The 15,016-nt window shown below is 74.7% G+C and carries 14 protein-coding genes and 4 tRNA genes; 12 read left to right on the plus strand and 6 right to left on the minus strand.

What is annotated here, in order from left to right:
* Positions 1-202 precede the first annotated feature (202 nt).
* Both ABD345_RS25215 and ABD345_RS25220 read left to right on the plus strand, forming a co-directional pair.
* Complete coding sequence (locus ABD345_RS25215; RefSeq protein WP_344554891.1) at positions 203-2,116, plus strand: glycoside hydrolase family 13 protein; 1,914 nt, start codon at positions 203-205, stop codon at positions 2,114-2,116.
* The gene (locus ABD345_RS25220) at positions 2,113-3,762 is read left to right on the plus strand and encodes an alpha-amylase family protein (RefSeq protein WP_344554892.1); all 1,650 of its coding nucleotides are present in this window, start codon (positions 2,113-2,115) and stop codon (positions 3,760-3,762) included. The genes ABD345_RS25215 and ABD345_RS25220 overlap by 4 nt, the downstream gene beginning before the upstream one ends.
* Before the next feature lie 93 nt (positions 3,763-3,855).
* Here the strand turns inward: ABD345_RS25220 and ABD345_RS25225 are convergent, their stop codons facing one another.
* A complete protein-coding gene (locus tag ABD345_RS25225) occupies positions 3,856-4,227 on the minus strand; it encodes a low affinity iron permease family protein (RefSeq protein WP_344554893.1) in 372 nt (123 codons plus the stop codon).
* A 58-nt stretch (positions 4,228-4,285) separates the two neighbouring features.
* Positions 4,286-5,299 carry an SDR family oxidoreductase gene (locus ABD345_RS25230; RefSeq protein WP_344554894.1) on the minus strand — a complete coding sequence of 338 codons (1,014 nt, stop codon included), beginning with the start codon at positions 5,297-5,299 and terminating at the stop codon, positions 4,286-4,288.
* 216 nt (positions 5,300-5,515) lie between these two features.
* On the opposite strand from ABD345_RS25230, the gene ABD345_RS25235 reads away from it, so the two are divergent.
* From ABD345_RS25235 to ABD345_RS25260, 6 genes are all read left to right on the plus strand, one after another.
* Positions 5,516-5,590 (plus strand) — tRNA-Val (locus tag ABD345_RS25235).
* A gap of 11 nt (positions 5,591-5,601) precedes the next feature.
* Positions 5,602-5,678, plus strand: a tRNA-Ser gene (locus ABD345_RS25240).
* A gap of 41 nt (positions 5,679-5,719) precedes the next feature.
* Positions 5,720-7,144: an SDR family NAD(P)-dependent oxidoreductase gene (locus tag ABD345_RS25245; RefSeq protein ID WP_344554895.1), complete on the plus strand. Its 1,425-nt coding sequence runs from the start codon at positions 5,720-5,722 to the stop codon at positions 7,142-7,144.
* 25 nt (positions 7,145-7,169) lie between these two features.
* Positions 7,170-7,242, plus strand: a tRNA-Gly gene (locus ABD345_RS25250).
* A 12-nt stretch (positions 7,243-7,254) separates the two neighbouring features.
* Positions 7,255-7,327: transfer RNA gene (locus ABD345_RS25255), tRNA-Trp, on the plus strand.
* 39 nt (positions 7,328-7,366) lie between these two features.
* The gene (locus ABD345_RS25260; RefSeq protein ID WP_344554896.1) at positions 7,367-8,572 is read left to right on the plus strand and encodes a leucine-rich repeat domain-containing protein; all 1,206 of its coding nucleotides are present in this window, start codon (positions 7,367-7,369) and stop codon (positions 8,570-8,572) included.
* 1 nt (position 8,573) lies between these two features.
* On the opposite strand, the gene ABD345_RS25265 is transcribed toward ABD345_RS25260, so the two are convergent.
* Positions 8,574-9,335, minus strand: a complete 762-nt coding sequence (locus ABD345_RS25265; protein WP_344554897.1) for an SDR family NAD(P)-dependent oxidoreductase — start codon at positions 9,333-9,335, stop codon at positions 8,574-8,576.
* A gap of 36 nt (positions 9,336-9,371) precedes the next feature.
* Positions 9,372-10,514: an acyl-CoA dehydrogenase family protein gene (locus ABD345_RS25270; protein ID WP_344554898.1), complete on the minus strand. Its 1,143-nt coding sequence runs from the start codon at positions 10,512-10,514 to the stop codon at positions 9,372-9,374.
* Positions 10,515-10,715: 201 nt separating this feature from the next.
* Here ABD345_RS25270 and ABD345_RS25275 point away from each other — a divergent pair, with 201 nt between their 5' ends.
* Complete coding sequence (locus tag ABD345_RS25275) at positions 10,716-11,312, plus strand: TetR/AcrR family transcriptional regulator (RefSeq protein ID WP_344554899.1); 597 nt, start codon at positions 10,716-10,718, stop codon at positions 11,310-11,312.
* A gap of 19 nt (positions 11,313-11,331) precedes the next feature.
* Here ABD345_RS25275 and ABD345_RS25280 read toward each other — a convergent pair whose 3' ends face one another.
* A complete protein-coding gene (locus ABD345_RS25280; RefSeq protein ID WP_344554900.1) occupies positions 11,332-11,481 on the minus strand; it encodes a hypothetical protein in 150 nt (49 codons plus the stop codon).
* Positions 11,482-11,800: 319 nt separating this feature from the next.
* On the opposite strand from ABD345_RS25280, the gene ABD345_RS25285 reads away from it, so the two are divergent.
* From ABD345_RS25285 to ABD345_RS25295, 3 genes are all read left to right on the plus strand, one after another.
* Entirely contained in the window at positions 11,801-12,052 is a 252-nt protein-coding gene (locus tag ABD345_RS25285; RefSeq protein WP_344554901.1) for a hypothetical protein, read from the plus strand.
* A gap of 3 nt (positions 12,053-12,055) precedes the next feature.
* Positions 12,056-12,589 carry a hypothetical protein gene (locus tag ABD345_RS25290; RefSeq protein ID WP_344554902.1) on the plus strand — a complete coding sequence of 178 codons (534 nt, stop codon included), beginning with the start codon at positions 12,056-12,058 and terminating at the stop codon, positions 12,587-12,589.
* Between the two features lie 75 nt (positions 12,590-12,664).
* Positions 12,665-14,080, plus strand: a complete 1,416-nt coding sequence (locus tag ABD345_RS25295) for a glycoside hydrolase family 16 protein (protein WP_344554903.1) — start codon at positions 12,665-12,667, stop codon at positions 14,078-14,080.
* 114 nt (positions 14,081-14,194) lie between these two features.
* Here ABD345_RS25295 and ABD345_RS25300 read toward each other — a convergent pair whose 3' ends face one another.
* Positions 14,195-15,016 (minus strand): TetR/AcrR family transcriptional regulator, encoded by an 822-nt coding sequence (locus ABD345_RS25300; RefSeq protein ID WP_344554904.1) that lies wholly within the window; start codon positions 15,014-15,016, stop codon positions 14,195-14,197.

The following is a 15,016-nucleotide window of genomic DNA, read 5'->3' on the forward strand; positions in this document are numbered from 1 at the left end:
ACACCAGCACGCTGCCAGCTCCTGTGATCATCGGTCAAGGGCAACACCGCATGTCACCGGGTACGCCCGCCGCCCCCCGCCCCCGCCCGCCTCCGGTGTCCGCCCCCGGCCGGGCGAAAGCGGGTCGGTGGATTCGGCGCCAGCGGGAAGGAGGGGCCGTGACCGGAGCGGCGGACGCGGAGAACCGGAGGGGACGGGCACGGTGACCGAGGACGACAAGGACGACAAGGGCGGCACGTACGGCAAGGGCGGTCCGGTGGACCGGGATGACGGGAACGCGGCGGGGACAGGGACGGGGACGGACGGGGACGAGACCTGGTGGAAGTCCGCGGTCGTCTACCAGGTCTACCCCCGCAGCTTCGCCGATTCGAACGGCGACGGGATCGGCGACCTGGACGGCATCACCTCGCACCTCGACCACCTCGTCGGACTGGGCGTCGACGTGCTGTGGCTGTCACCCGTCTACCCGTCGCCGCAGGCCGACAACGGCTACGACATCAGCGACTACCAGGACGTCGACCCGCTCTTCGGCGACCTGGCGGCGTTCGACCGGCTGCTGGCGGCGGTGCACGCCCGCGGCATGCGGCTGGTGATGGACCTGGTGGTGAACCACACCTCGGACCGGCACCCGTGGTTCCAGGAGTCCCGCGACCCGGCGAGCCCCAAGCGCTCCTGGTACTGGTGGCGCCCCCCGCGCGCGGCCACCGACCCGGGAGACCCCCGGCCGCACGGCACCGAGCCCAACAACTGGGGGTCGTTCTTCTCCGGCCCGGCCTGGACGTACGACGGGGCGTCCGGCGAGTACTACCTGCACCTGTTCGCCCCCGGGCAACCGGACCTGAACTGGGAGGAGCCGCAGGTCCGCCAGGCCGTGTACGCGATGATGCGCTGGTGGCTGGAGCGCGGCGTGGACGGCTTCCGGATGGACGTCGTCAACCTGATCTCCAAGGACCCGGCCCTGCCGGACGGCCCGCTGCGCGGCGACGGCCCGTACGGCGACGGCTCGCCGTCCTACCTCTGTGGCCCCCGGGTGCACGAGTACCTCCAGGAGATGCACCGCGAGGTGTTCGCCCACCACCCGGGCCGGCTGCTGACGGTGGGGGAGATGCCGGGGGTCACGGTCGAGCAGGCCCGGATGTTCACCGATCCGGCGCGGGCCGAGCTGGACATGGTCTTCCAGTTCGAGCACGTCAGCCTGGACCACGGCCCCGGCGGGAAGTTCGACCCGCGGCCGCTGCGGCTCACCGACCTGAAGGCGTCCCTGGCCCGCTGGCAGCAGGGCCTCGCCGACACCGGCTGGAACAGCCTGTACTGGAACAACCACGACCAGCCCCGGATCGTCTCCCGGTTCGGCGACGACGGCCCCCGCCACCGGGCCCGCTCCGCGACGATGCTCGCCACCGTCCTGCACCTGCACCGCGGCACCCCGTACGTCTACCAGGGCGAGGAACTGGGCATGACCAACGCCCCGTTCGCCTCGATCGGGGACTTCCGCGACATCGAGGCGCTCAACCACTACGCGCAGGCGCTCGCGGCCGGGCAGGACCCGGAGCGGGTGCTGCGCGGGCTGCGCGCCATGGGCCGGGACAACGCCCGCACCCCGATGCAGTGGGACGCCGCGCCCGGCGCCGGCTTCACCACCGGCACCCCGTGGATCCCGGTCAACCCGAACCACACCACCGTCAACGCCGCCGACGCCCGGCGCGACCCCGGCTCGGTCTACCACCACTACCGGCGGCTGATCGCCCTGCGCCACAGCGAACCGGCCGTCGTGCACGGCGACTTCACCCCGCTGCTGCCCGAGGACGAGCGGGTGTACGCGTTCACCCGCCACCACCGCGGCACCACCCTGCTCGTCCTCGGGAACTTCACCGGCGAGCCGGTGCCCGTCGACCTGCCGCCGTGCTGGCGGGAAGCCGAACTCGTCCTCGGCAACCTGCCCGAGCCGGGCGACCCCGCCGACCCCGCCGATCTCGCCGACGGCCCCGACGGCCCCGACGGCCCCGACGGCTCCGACGGCTCCGACGGCCCCGGGCCGGGCACCAGCACCGTCCTGGCGCCCTGGGAGGCGCGCGTCCACCGCATCACCGGCACCGAAGGAGAGCACACCCGATGAGACTGACCGAGACCGCCGACCTGTGGTGGAAGAACGCGGTGGTGTACTGCGTGGACGTCGAGACCTTCCAGGACGGCAACGGGGACGGCGTCGGCGACTTCCCCGGCCTCACCCAGCGGATCGACCACCTGGTGCGGCTCGGCGTGACCTGCCTGTGGCTGATGCCCTTCCACCCGACCCGCGAACGCGACGACGGCTACGACATCACCGACTACTACGCCGTCGACCCCCGGCTGGGCACCCTCGGCGAGTTCGCCGAGTTCGTCCGCACCGCCCGCGACCGGGGCCTGCGGGTCATCGCCGACCTGGTCGTCAACCACACCTCCGACCACCACCCGTGGTTCCAGGACGCCTGCTCCGGCCGGGACGCCCGGCTGCGCGACTGGTACGTGTGGTGCGACACCCCGCCCGAGGACGGCCCGAAGGACATCACCTTCCCCGACGCCGAGCAGAGCCTGTGGCAGTACCACGAGCCCACCGGCCAGTACTACTTCCACCGCTTCTACAAGGAGCAGCCCGACCTCAACATCACCAACCCCGAGGTGCGCGACGAGATAGCGCGGATCATGGGCTTCTGGACGCAGCTGGGCCTGTCCGGGTTCCGGGTCGACGCGGTGCCGTTCCTGCTGGAGACCGCCGGGCAGGTGGACGCCGACCACTTGCCCGACCCGCACGCCTACCTGGCCGACCTGCGGGCCTTCCTCGGCCGCCGCAACGGCGAGGCCATGCTGCTGGGCGAGGTCAACCTGCCCTACGACGACACGCTCCGGTTCTTCGGCGACCCCGCCTCGGGCGGCGACGAGCTGACGATGTGCTTCGACTTCATCGGCATGCAGCGGATGTACCTGTCGATGGCCAGGCAGCAGGCCGCCCCGCTCGCCGGCGCGCTGCGCGAACGCCCGCAGCCGCCCCGCAACGCGCACTGGGCGACGTTCGTGCGCAACCACGACGAACTCACCCTCGACAAGCTCTCGAAGTCCGAACGCGACGAGGTCTTCGCCGCGTTCGGCCCCGCGGCCGACATGCAGCTCTACGGCCGGGGCCTGCGCCGCCGGCTGCCCCCCATGGTCGGCGGCGACCGGCGCCGGATCGAACTCGCCTACAGCCTGCTGTTCACCCTGCCGGGCACGCCGGTGCTCTTCTACGGCGAGGAGATCGGCATGGGCGAGAACCTGGAGGCCGACGGGCGGCTCGCCGTCCGCACCCCCATGCAGTGGACCCCCGAGCCGACGGCGGGCTTCTCCGACGCCGACCCGGCCCGCTACCCCCGGCCGCTGCCCGGGGGCGCCTTCGGCCCCGAACACGTCAACGTCCGCGACCAGGCCCACGACCCGCACTCGCTGCTGGCCCGGATGCGCTCCTTCGTCCAGGGCTACCGCGAGGCCCCCGAACTGGCCTGGGGCCACTGCGAGATCCTCGACCCGGGCGACCCCGCCGTCCTCGCCCACCTCAGCTCCACCGGCGACGGCGCCGTCCTGGTGCTGCACAACTTCGCCGACCGGACGGTCACCGCCACCGCCGCCGGAGTGCCGGACGGCCCGCTGACCGACATCCTCACCGGGGCCACCGTCGAACGGGCGGCGGGCGCGCCGCGCGTCGAGCTGCCGCCGTACGGCTACCGCTGGCTGCGGGTCGGCGAGCCCTGACGCACGCGCCGGGTCGGCGAGCCCTGACGCACGCGCCGGGCGGGGGAGTCCTGACGCACGCGCCGGGCCGGGGAACCGGCCCGGCGCCGCCGCTCAGACCCGCTCCTCCAGCCGGATCGCCTCGCGCAGCTCCCGGTGCGCCTCGTCGCCGTCGCCCGCGTGCTGCTCCAGCAGGACGGCGGCGATCGCGTCCAGCTTGCGCTGCAGCGCGTGCTCCGCGCGGCGCTCCGCGTTCTTCAACAGGGCCAGCAGCACCAGGGTGACGGCGGTCATCACGTCACCGGCGAGGATCTGCCACTCGGTCGACAGGCCCAGCGCGTGCACCACGGAGAAACCCGCCACCAGCAGCAGGCAGAACACCGAGAACACCGGCGAACTGCTCAGGTTGGACGCGGCCTCGGCCAGCCGCTCGAACCGGCCCCGCCCGCCGTCGGTGCGCTCGGCGGGGTGCGGGAAGACGGTCATGCCGCCCTCCCCGCCCGACGGCTCGCCGGTGCGTCGGCCCCGCGTCGGGGCGCGCCCGTCACCGCCGACGCCCGGCGTACGTGCCGAGGGCCACGGCGGCCGCGGTGGCGGCGAGGGCCCCGGCGACGGCGCCCCGGTGGGTGGTGGCCCACAGCTGCGGGCTCCGGGCGGTGGACCGGTCGGAGAAGCGGCCGCGCGCGCCGTGGTCCTCCCGGTCGTCCGCGGGCTCCCACAGGTTGGCCGGGTCGTCGTCGCCGCGCGGCTGGTCGGTCTGCTGGGAGCTGAGCCCGGTCCGGGCCAGGTAGCGGTCCAGCAGCCCCGGCACCACCGCGTTGGCGATCAGGGTGGCCGCCGTGCTGCCGCCCACCCAGTACTCGCGCCGCCCCGGGTGGTCCGCCGCGTGGACGACCGCTCGGGCCGCCACCTCGGGCTGGTAGATCGGCGGGACGGGCTGGGCGCGCTTCGGCAGCCGGGAGAGCACCCAGTCGAACTGCGGGGTGTTCACGGCCGGCATCTGCACCATCGTGGTGCGCACCCCCGAACCGGCGGCCAGCAGCTCGCAGCGCAGCGCCTCGTGCCAGCCCTGCAGGGCGTGCTTGGCCCCGCTGTAGGCGCTCTGGTACGGGATGCCCCGGTAGGCGAGGGCGGAACCGACGTGCACGAGCGTCCCCCGGTCGCGGGGCAGCATGCGGCTCAGCGCGGCCCGGGTGGCGTACACGTAGCCGAGGTAGGTCACCTCGGTGACCCGGCGGAACTCCTCCGCCGAGATCTCGCTGAAGGGCGCGAAGACGGAGGTGAACGCGTCGTTCACCCAGACGTCGATCGGGCCGAGCTCGCGCTCGACGCGTTCGGCGGCGGCTTCGACGGCCTCCGGGTCGCTGACGTCGGCCTCGATCACGACGGCCGTCGTACCGGCCTTCCGGGCCTCGGCGGCGGCTGCTTCCAGCCCCGCGCTGCCCCGGGCGATCAGGGCGAGGCGGTCGCCGCGCGCGGCGAACGCCCCGACGCACGCCCGCCCGATTCCTGCACTGGCGCCGGTGATCACCACGACGCGTGAAGTGGGTGCGGTCATGCCCTGTGGTGTGTCCGGTCCTCCGCACCGCAAACCGGCCGGGCCGTCCGCGCCGCCGTCCGCGCCGCCGTCCGTGCCGCCGTCCGTGCCGTTCTCCGGGCGGCCGTCGCGCCACCGGATCCCGACCGGGCGCGACGGGCGGCGACGAGGAGCGCGAGGGGTGGCGGAAACCCGGTTCCGCCCGCTCGCAGCCTGCCGTTATGATCACTGTCACCTCCCGGGCGTGGGCGCAGAGGCAGACGCGCCGCGATCACACCGCGGACCACGCCGGTTCGAATCCGGCCCCCGGGAGGCCCCACGACGGGCCCCGTAGCGCAGCGGCAGACGCGCCGCACTGCTCGTGCGGAGCACGCCGGTTCGAATCCGGCCGGGCCCACCACCGCCCGTCGCCCCGCACCACCACTTCCGGAGGACCGCCCGATGAGCACGCCCCTGCCCGGCCCCCGGGAGCCGAACGGATCGGCACCCGGGGCGCCCCAGGCACCGGACGAGGCCGAACTCGCCGCCTTCGAGCGGACGCTGGGCCGGCTGTGGCTGCTGCCCGCCGACCACCCGGTGCGGCTGCGGGCCGAGCGCGGCGCCGAGTCCTTCGTCCGGGACGGGCGGCACGCCCGCCGTCGCACCCGCCGCACCGAGGCCGCCCGGGCCGACGCCGCCCTGGTCGGCGCCACCGCCACCGGCGGCGCCGCCCGCCGCGAGGACGCCCCGCTGCCCACCGCCGACGGGCACGTCCCGATCGGCGAACTCGCCCGCCCCCAGCGCTGCTACGTCTGCAAGCGGCTCTACCGGCAGCTCGACGGCTTCTACCACCGGCTGTGCCCCGACTGCGCCGCCGACCACACCGCCCGCCGCGCGCTCAGCACCGACCTGACCGGCCGCCGGGTGCTGCTCACCGGCGGCCGGGTCAAGATCGGCTTCCAACTGGCCCTGATGATGCTCAGGGACGGCGCCGAGCTGATCGTCACCAGCCGCTTCCCGCACGACACCCTCACCCGCTTCCGGGCCGCCGAGGGCAGCGAGCAGTGGCTGCACCGGCTGCGGATCGTCGGCATCGACCTGCGCGACCCGCGCCAGGTGCTCGGCCTGTGCGAGCAACTGCGGTCCGAGGGAAGGCCGTTGGACGCCCTGGTGAACAACGCCGCGCAGACCCTGCGCCGCCCGCCCGAGTCGTACGCCCTGCTGGCCGCCGGGGAGCACGGCCCGGTGCCCGCGCAGGTCGGCCACGCGCCCGGGTTCCGCCCGATGCCCGCGCTCACCGCTGCCTGGCCCGCCGCCGAACTCGCCCCCGGCGCAGGCGCGTTGCTGCCGGTCGGGCTCGACGCCGGGACGGTCGACGAGGCCGGGCTGCTGCCCGACACCGCACCGGACAACTCCTGGTCGGCGACGCTCGGCGGCCTCGACCCGGCCGAGGTGCTGGAGACCCAACTGGTCAACGCGCTCGCCCCGGCGCTGCTCTGCGACCGGCTGCTGCCCCTGCTGGAGGCGTCCCCGCACCCCTCCCGCTACATCGTCAACGTCACGGCGGTGGAGGGCCGGTTCGAGGTGCGCAACAAGACGGCCGGGCACCCGCACACCAACATGGCCAAGGCCGCGCTCAACATGCTCACCCGCACCAGCGCCGCCGAACTCGCCACCCGCGGCGTCTACATGTGCGCGGTCGACACCGGCTGGATCACCGACGAGAACCCGGCCCCGAAGAAGTCCCGACTGGCCGGACACGGCTTCCGCACCCCGCTGGACATCATCGACGGCGCGGCCCGGGTCTACGACCCGATCGTCCGGGGCGAGGCCGGGGAGCCGTTCGTGGGCGTCTTCCTCAAGGACTATCTGGTGGCGGAGTGGTGAGCGCGGCGTCTAGCATCACCGCGACGGGGCCGTAGCGCAGCGGCAGGCGCGCCGCATTGCCAATGCGGAGGACGTCGGTTCGAATCCGACCGGCCCCGTCGCCCAGGGGTGGGGCCGTAGCGCAGAGGCAGGCGCACCGGTCTCCAAAACCGGAGGACGTCGGTTCGAATCCGACCGGCCCCACTCCCGGGAACGTTCAGCGATGAGCCGCAAGGAGCGGGAATGGCCCAGGAGTTCGCCGGAGTCCCGTCGGTGGTGCCCCGCCCGGCCGCCGAACTCGCCCCGCTGATCGCCTGGTTGCGCACCGGCACCGGCACCGACCGGCGGATCGACTTCCCGGCCGGCACCGCTCTCCCGGACGGCCGACTCGACCTGTGCAAGCAGCAACTCGGCCCGCAGGGAGCCCAGTTGGTCGCCGACGCCCTCGCCGAATCCGCCCAGGGCACGCAGGGCGCGCAGGACGCGGAGGACGGCGAGGCCCCCGTCCGGCACCTGCTGCTCGGCACCGACGGCCTCGGCGACGACGGCGCCGACGCGGTCGCCGTCCGCACCGCCGGAACCCCGGTCCGCACCCTGTACCTGGGCTGCAACGGCATCACCGCCGCCGGGGCCTGCCGGATCGCCGACCGGCTGCGGGCCTCCCCGCAGACCGTCCGCGCGCTCTGGCTCAAGCGCAACCCGCTCGGCATCCGGGCCGGCCGGGCCGCCGCCGAACTCGTCGCCGCCGCCGAGCGGTTGCGCACCCTCGACCTGGTGCAGACCGGCCTCGACCCGGCCGGCCTGACCGAACTCACCGACGCCCTGCTGGCCGGCGGCCGCCACTTCCAGCGGCTGTACGTCAGCGGCAACCCGCTCGGCCCGGCCGGAGCCGAACAGCTCGCCCGGCTGATCGCCGCCGGGGCCACCGACGAGCTGTACGCCTCCGCCGCCGGACTCGGCGACCCGGGCGCGCGCACCCTCGCCGCCGCGCTGCGCACCGCCCCGCACGGCGTGCTGCGCCGCCTCTCGCTGGCCAGCTCCGGCCTCGGGCCGGACGCCGCAGCCGAGTTGACGACCGCCGCGGCCGCCGCCGGGGTGGAACTGCTCGACCTCGGCCGGGTCCCGGCCGCCCACGTGCTGGGCGCCGCCGACAACCGGATCGACCTGGCCGCCGCCGACCGGATCGGCGCCGCGCTGGCCGCCGCCCCGCACCGCCTCGACCACCTGGTGCTCAGCCACACCGGCGTCCGCAGCCGGGAGGCGCACCGCCTGCTCGACCACGCGGCCGGCGCCGCCACCCCCACCCGCTACCTGCTCGGCAAGGGAGTCGCCGCCACCGTCCGGCACCGGCTGGGCACCCTCAGCGCGGCCGTCCCGCCGCCCGTGCCCGCGCCGGACGTGGCGGCGGTGCTCAGCGTCCACCGCACCGCCGCCGCGCCGGAGCGGTGAGTCAGCGGGCGGCCATCCGCAGCGCGCCGTCCATCCGGATGGTCTCGCCGTTCAGGTAGTCGTGCTCGGCGATCATCGCGACCAGCCGGGCGTACTCCTCGGGGCGGGCCAGCCGCTGCGGGAAGGTGACGGTCGCGGCCAGGCCGGAGCGGACCTCCTCGGAGAAGCCCGCCATCATCGGGGTGTCGACGATGCCGGGGGCGACGGTGACCACCCGGATGCCGTACTGGGCCAGGTCGCGGGCGGCCGTGATGGTCATCCCGGCCACGCCCGCCTTGGACGCCGCGTAGGCGATCTGCCCGACCTGGCCCTCGAAGGCGGCGATCGACGCGGTGTTGACGACCAGGCCGCGCTGTCCGGCCGCGTCCGGCTCCTGCCCGGACATCGCCTCCGCGGCCAGCCGCATCACGTTGAAGGTGCCGACCAGGTTGACGTTCAGCACGCCGCGGAACAGGTCCAGGTCGTGCGGGCCGCGCCGACCGACCACCCGGGCGGACGGGGCGACGCCCGCGCAGCTGACCGCCAGCCGCAGCGGGCGGCCGTCGGCGGCGATCCGCTCCAGCGCGGCGCGCACCGGCTGCTCCTCGGTGACGTCCGCCCCGAGCAGGGTGACGCCGTCGGGCGGCGCGGGGGCGGACTCCACGGCCTTCGGCAGGTCGAGGCCGTACACGGTGGCGCCGAGCGAGGCCAGGTGGGCGGCGGTGGCCGCGCCCAGGCCGGAGGCGGCGCCGGTGACCAGAGCGGCGGTTCCGGAGAGCTGCATGGCGGTAAAGCCCTTTCGGTGGAGGGGAGTTCGGTGTCAGCGGGCGGCGAACTGGCGGCTGATCACCAGGCGCTGGATCTGGTTGGTGCCCTCGAAGATCTGCATGATCTTGGCCTCGCGCATGTACCGCTCGACCGGGAAGTCCCGGGTGTAGCCGTAGCCGCCGAGCACCTGCACGGCGTCCGTGGTGACCTTCATCGCGGCGTCGGTGGCGACCAGCTTGGCCACGCTGGCCTGCCGGCTGAACGGGCGGCCCAGGTCGCGGCGGCGGGCCGCGTCCAGGTAGGTGGCGCGGGCCGAGTCGACGGCGGCCGCCATGTCGGCGAGCAGGAAGCCCAGGCCCTGGTGGTCGACGATCCGGCGGCCGAAGGTGGTGCGCTCGTTGGCGTACGCCACGGCCTGGTCCAGCGCGGCCTGGGCCAGGCCGGTGGCGCAGGCCGCGATGCCGAGCCGGCCCGAGTCGAGGGCCGAGAAGGCGATCGGCAGGCCCTGGCCCTCGGTGCCGATCAGCCGCTCGCGCTCCAGCAGCGCGCCGTCCCAGTACGCGGCGGTGGTCGGCACGGCGTTCAGGCCCATCTTCTCCTCCGGCGGGCCGAAGCTCAGGCCCTCGACCTGCCCGGGCGCCAGGAAGCAGGACACCCCGTGCGGGCCGGGCGCGGTGCGGGCGAACAGCGCGTAGAAGTCGGCCCGGCCGCCGTGGGTGATCCACGCCTTGGTGCCGGTGATCCGGTACCCCCGCTCCACCGGTTCGGCCCGGCAGGTCAGCGCCGCCGCGTCCGAGCCCGCGTTCGGCTCGGACAGGCTGTAGCCGCCGACCAGTTCGCCGGCCAGCATCCGGGGCAGCCAGCGCTCCCGCTGCTCGGGCGTGCCGTACGCGGTCAGCGGGTGGCAGGCCAGGGTGTGCACGCTGGTGGCCACCGCGACCGCCGCCCAGCGGGCCGCCAGCTCCTCCAGCACCTGCAGGTACACCTCGTACGGCTGCCCGCCGCCGCCGAACTCCTCCGGGTAGGGCAGGCCCAGCAGCCCCGCCTGCCCGAGCAGCGCGAACAGCCCTTCCGGGTAGCGCTCCTCCTTCTCGTGGGAGGCGACCCTGGTCGCGAGCTCCCGGTCGGCGAGATCACGGGTCAACGCGATCAGGTCGGCGGCTTCCTCGGTGGGCAGCAAGCGATCCACGGCCATGTTCCGGCTCCAAGCGGTACGCAAAGCGGTACGTCAGTACCGGTCAGCGTAGCGCAGGGGGACCGGCAGGGGCAGTCCCCGAGCGCCGGGCCCGGCGGCGCCGGGCGGCGGACGGGAGCGGTGGCGAGAACGGTGGCGAGAACGGTGCCCGGGGCGTGGACGGGCGGGAGCCGGGGCGGACCCGACTGTCATACTGGCGGGGTGATCGACCGCGCAGTCGCCCCCCGGCCCACCGGACGGGGTGCCGCACGCCGCAGTGCGCTCTTCGAGGAGCTGGTGGCGCTGTTCGTGGCCGAGGGCTTCGCCCGGTTCACCCTGGACGACCTCGCCGCCCGGCTGCACTGCTCCAAGCGGACCCTGTACGGCCTGGCCGGCTCCAAGGAGCAGCTGGTCCGCGCGGCCGTGGTGCACTTCTTCCGGGAGGCCACCGCCCGGGTCGGTGCCGCGCTGGCCGCCGAGACCGACCCGGCCGCCCGGCTGGCCGCCTACCTGCGCGCCGTCTCCGCCGAGCTCGCCCCCGGCTCGGCCCGGTTCTTCGACGACCTGGCCGCCTTCGAACCCGCCGCCGAGGTCTACGGCCGCAACACCCGGGCCGCCGCCCGCCAGGTCCAGCAGCTGATCGAGGACGGCGTCGCGGCGGGCGCCTTCCGCGAGACCCACGTGGCCTTCGCCGCGGACGTGATCAGCTCGGTGATGGTGCGCATCCAGCAGCGCCGGGTCGCCGAGGCCACCGGCCTGGCCGACGCCGAGGCGTACGGGCACCTGGCGGAACTGCTGCTGCACGGCCTGCTGCGCTGAGCCGCACCGGCCCGGACGGTCAGCCCTCCGGCGCGGGCGCCGGCCCGGGCGCCGGTACGGCGGGCTCGCACAGCGGGCAGCGGCCGTGCTCGCGGACCTTGCCGCACTCCTCGCAGACCAGGTTCAGGAAGCAGGCGGGCTCGCCGCCCTCGGGCTCGGTGGGTTCCATGCCCCCAGTGTGCCCCGCCCCCGCCGCGCCCCGGTAGCGGCCCGGGGCAGCGGCCCCGCGACCGGCCCCGGCCGTGCTGGACACGGTCGACCTGGGGGCCCGGCGGCTGCGCTGGACCGGCCGGCCCCGAACGCCCCGACCGGCGGGGGACGCCGCGCGGTGCCCACCGGCGGCGACCGGCTGATGCGGCAGGCGGTCGTCCGCCTCCACGACACGGATGTCCTGCAGGGGGGTCGACACCGCGGACGGGAGCCCCACCGACTGGCAACCCCCTTCCCCGGACGCCGGTTTCGACCGCCGGAGCGGCGACGCGTCGGCCGTGCTGTTCGCCGACGACATCCGCTACGCCCGGGACGGCGGCCGCCGCCACGGCCACACCGAACAGGGCCCCACCGCGATCGCCGCCGACGGGAAGGCGCGGCGGCGAACTCGTCGCCGGATCCTCCTTTCGGATAGTCCGACCTATGTCCGCCGCACGGGTTCTCGTGCCCGGGCGGCGGTGCGTCGCCGCGCCGTCACCCCTGAGAACGGCCGATCCTGCCGGGAGTTGACGACGACGGGAGGTGGTTGAACGGTGAGCATCGGTCGGCGCGGTTGGTGGCGCATCGGCATCGCGGCCGCATTGTGCGTGGCCGGGACGGGGACCGCCGCGGTGGCGTCCGGCGTGCCGCCGCTCGGCGGACGCGCGGCGGTCAGCGCGGACGAGCAGCGGGCCCCGAACAGCGAGGACGGCCTGCAGGTGGTGAACGTGTCGGTGGACCGCACCAAGGTGCGCGGCCTCACCGTGGTGCGGGCCCTGGTGGCCAACCTCGGCCCGAAGGAGGTCAGCGACCACTTCCACGCCACGGTCAGGCTGCCCAAGCACGTCACGGTGGAGGGCAGGGTCTTCCCCGACAGCTGCCAGTACGACGACGCGCGACGGGAGTTGACCTGCGACTTCCGCAAGGGCCTGTCGCTGCGCCGCACCGCGACGGTGATCCTCCCGCTGCGGATCGCGGACGACGTGCGGCCCGGCCAGCGGCTCTCCGGCGGCGTGGTCTCCGTCCAGGACCCGGACCGGCCCACCCGGAGCGTCCCCACCCGCGCCTTCACCATCGACGTCGAGTAGTCCGGTGCCCGGTCACCGCACCCGCACCCCCTCCCTCCTCCCGCACCCCCCGTTTCGACGGCCGATCGGAGCTCCGTGTCCCTGCCCCGCCGCGTAGCGCTGTTGTCGCTGCTGCTCGTCGTCCCGCTGCTGCCCGCCGCGCCGGCCTCCGCCGCGCCGCGGATCCAGCAGCGCAGCCTCACCCCGACCAGCGCCCTGCCGGACACGCCGGTCGCGGCGACGCTCTCGGTCGGCTCGCTCTCCACCTGCATCACCGTCGACGAGCTCGGCGTCGGCGTCCGGGACGCCAACCAGCAGAACCTCGACTTCCCCGGCTCGGCCGGGCGCACCCGGATCTGCCCCGGCGGCTACACCCTGACCACCGCGACCCGCAGCTTCCCGGCCGGGACGTACAGCGAGTTCGGCTTCTACCGGATCGGCTCGACGTACTACAACCTGCCCAGCCAGACCCTGACCGTCGCCGCGCCCACCGTCCGCCAGCTCGCCCTGGTGCCGACCAAGGCCGTCGCCGACACCCAGGTCACCGGCACGCTCGCGGTCAACTCCACCGCCTGTCTGGACGTCGACGAGGTCGGCATCGGCGTCCGGGACGCCGACCAGCAGGTGCTCGACTTCCCCGGCACCGCCGCCAACGTGCGGATCTGCCCGCAGGGTTACGTCCTGACCACGGCCCCCCGGAGCTTCCCCGAGGGCACCTACACCGAGTTCGGCTGGTACCGGATCGGCAGCGAGTACCACAACCTGCCGAGCAAGACCCTGACCGTCAGCAAGTCGGTCACCCCGCCGGAGCCGCCGATCCCCGCCGGGAACCTGGTGTTCGACGAGAACTTCAGCAACCCGCCGCTGCTCGGCACCACCTGGGAGGACGACCGGACCAGCGCGTACAAGTACGGCAACCACAACCCGGACGACGACAAGCTCGACTGGCTGCAGCCCAGTGCGCTGAGCACCGCCAACGGCGCCAACACCTTCACCGCCACCCCCGGCGCCAACCGGCTGGAGAACGGCAAGCAGTCCTGGGACACCGGCCTGCTCACCACCGAGTACACCCAGCAGGGCTTCCAGGTCCGGCCCGGCGACTACGCGGAGGTCCGGCTGCAACTGCCCAGCGGCAACGGCGCCTGGCCCGCGCTGTGGACCTGGAAGGACGGCGGCAACGAGATCGACTCCTTCGAGTACCACCCGGACAACCCGAACCTGCTGGAGCTCTCCAACCGGATCAACAGCGCCGGCACGTACTACACCGACGCCGACGAGATCTACCCCGGCGCCTGGGTCAGCATCGGCGTCCACTACGGGGCGTACAACAACGACTGGTACATCAACCACAAGCTGGTCTTCTCCGACCACACCGGCACCGGCCCGAACTGGAGCGCCTACCTGATCCTCAACCTGTCGATCTGCGCGGGCTACTGGCACCCCTCGCCGTCCGACGACAACGCGATCACCGCCGCCGCGGACTACCTGCGGGTCTGGCGGCCCCAGGTCTGAGCGACCGACGCTCCGAGCGGGGCGGTACGCCGGAGGACTCCTCCGGGTACCGCCCCGCTCGCGCGTCCTGCGACAACCCGGGTTGTCATGGCAGCAGGAGGGCAGAGTGACAACCTAGGTTGTCGTGAGAGTGGGAGTGCTCTCCTCGCGGGGCCAGCGCTTGCGGGCGGCCTGGCGGGTGATGCCCAGGAGCTGGCCCACCTCGGCGAAGGAGGCGCCCGCGGCGAGCGCCGCGCGGGCCAGCCGGTCGACGCGCTCGGCGGCGGCCCGCCGCTCGGCCTCGGCGGCGGCCAGCTCCCGCAGCGGGCCCGCCGGGGCGGCGGGGGAGTCGGGGGCGGCAGGGGCGGCGGGGGCGTCCGGGGCGTCGGGGCCGGGCGGGGTCAGCAGCGGACGCAGGCAGGGGCCGAGCAGGGCGGTGAGCTGCTCGGCGGGGGCCTGCTCGACCTCGGGGACGCGCAGCAGGTAGCGGGAGACCAGCAGGCCCAGCGCGACGGTGCCGACCAGGGTGGCGCGCAGCTGCGCGTCCTCGCCGGTGAGGGCGTCGGCGACCGGGCTGTTGCCGGGGTCGGCGACCGCGCAGCGGACCGCCTCGGCGGCCTGCGGGTGGGTCAGCATCGAGCGCAGCACCGGCAGGCTGCGGTCGGGGCGGCCGTCGAGGTCGGCCAGCACGTGCCCGAGCAGGCGCTCGCCGAGCTGCTCGGGGGGCCCGGAGAGCGCGCCGCCGAAGGAGAGGGTGAGCTCGGAGACCGCGTCGAACAGGCCCTCCTTGGAGCCGAAGTACTTCATCACCAGTGCCGGGTCGACCCCGGCCCGGTGCGCCACGGTGCGCACGGTGGTCTGCTCGTAGCCGAGTTCGGAGAACAGCTCGCGGGCCGCCGCCAGGATCGCCTGCCGGGTGCGGGTGCCCCGGCCGCCGGGCCGCTCGGGTGTGGTCAC

Origin of the sequence: Kitasatospora saccharophila (assembly GCF_039529925.1) — a bacterium.
In the GTDB taxonomy this organism is placed as follows: Bacteria; Actinomycetota; Actinomycetes; order Streptomycetales; family Streptomycetaceae; genus Kitasatospora; species Kitasatospora saccharophila.

Bases quoted from the DNA above. Each gene is read 5' to 3' on its own strand.
- ABD345_RS25220 (WP_344554892.1), top strand. From the start codon at position 2,113: ATGAGACTGACCGAGACCGCCGACCTGTGGTGGAAGAACGCGGTGGTG.
- ABD345_RS25225 (WP_344554893.1), bottom strand. From the start codon at position 4,227: ATGACCGTCTTCCCGCACCCCGCCGAGCGCACCGACGGCGGGCGGGGC.
- ABD345_RS25230 (WP_344554894.1), bottom strand. From the start codon at position 5,299: ATGACCGCACCCACTTCACGCGTCGTGGTGATCACCGGCGCCAGTGCA.
- ABD345_RS25245 (WP_344554895.1), top strand. From the start codon at position 5,720: ATGAGCACGCCCCTGCCCGGCCCCCGGGAGCCGAACGGATCGGCACCC.
- ABD345_RS25260 (WP_344554896.1), top strand. From the start codon at position 7,367: ATGGCCCAGGAGTTCGCCGGAGTCCCGTCGGTGGTGCCCCGCCCGGCC.
- ABD345_RS25265 (WP_344554897.1), bottom strand. From the start codon at position 9,335: ATGCAGCTCTCCGGAACCGCCGCTCTGGTCACCGGCGCCGCCTCCGGC.
- ABD345_RS25270 (WP_344554898.1), bottom strand. From the start codon at position 10,514: ATGGCCGTGGATCGCTTGCTGCCCACCGAGGAAGCCGCCGACCTGATC.
- ABD345_RS25280 (WP_344554900.1), bottom strand. From the start codon at position 11,481: ATGGAACCCACCGAGCCCGAGGGCGGCGAGCCCGCCTGCTTCCTGAAC.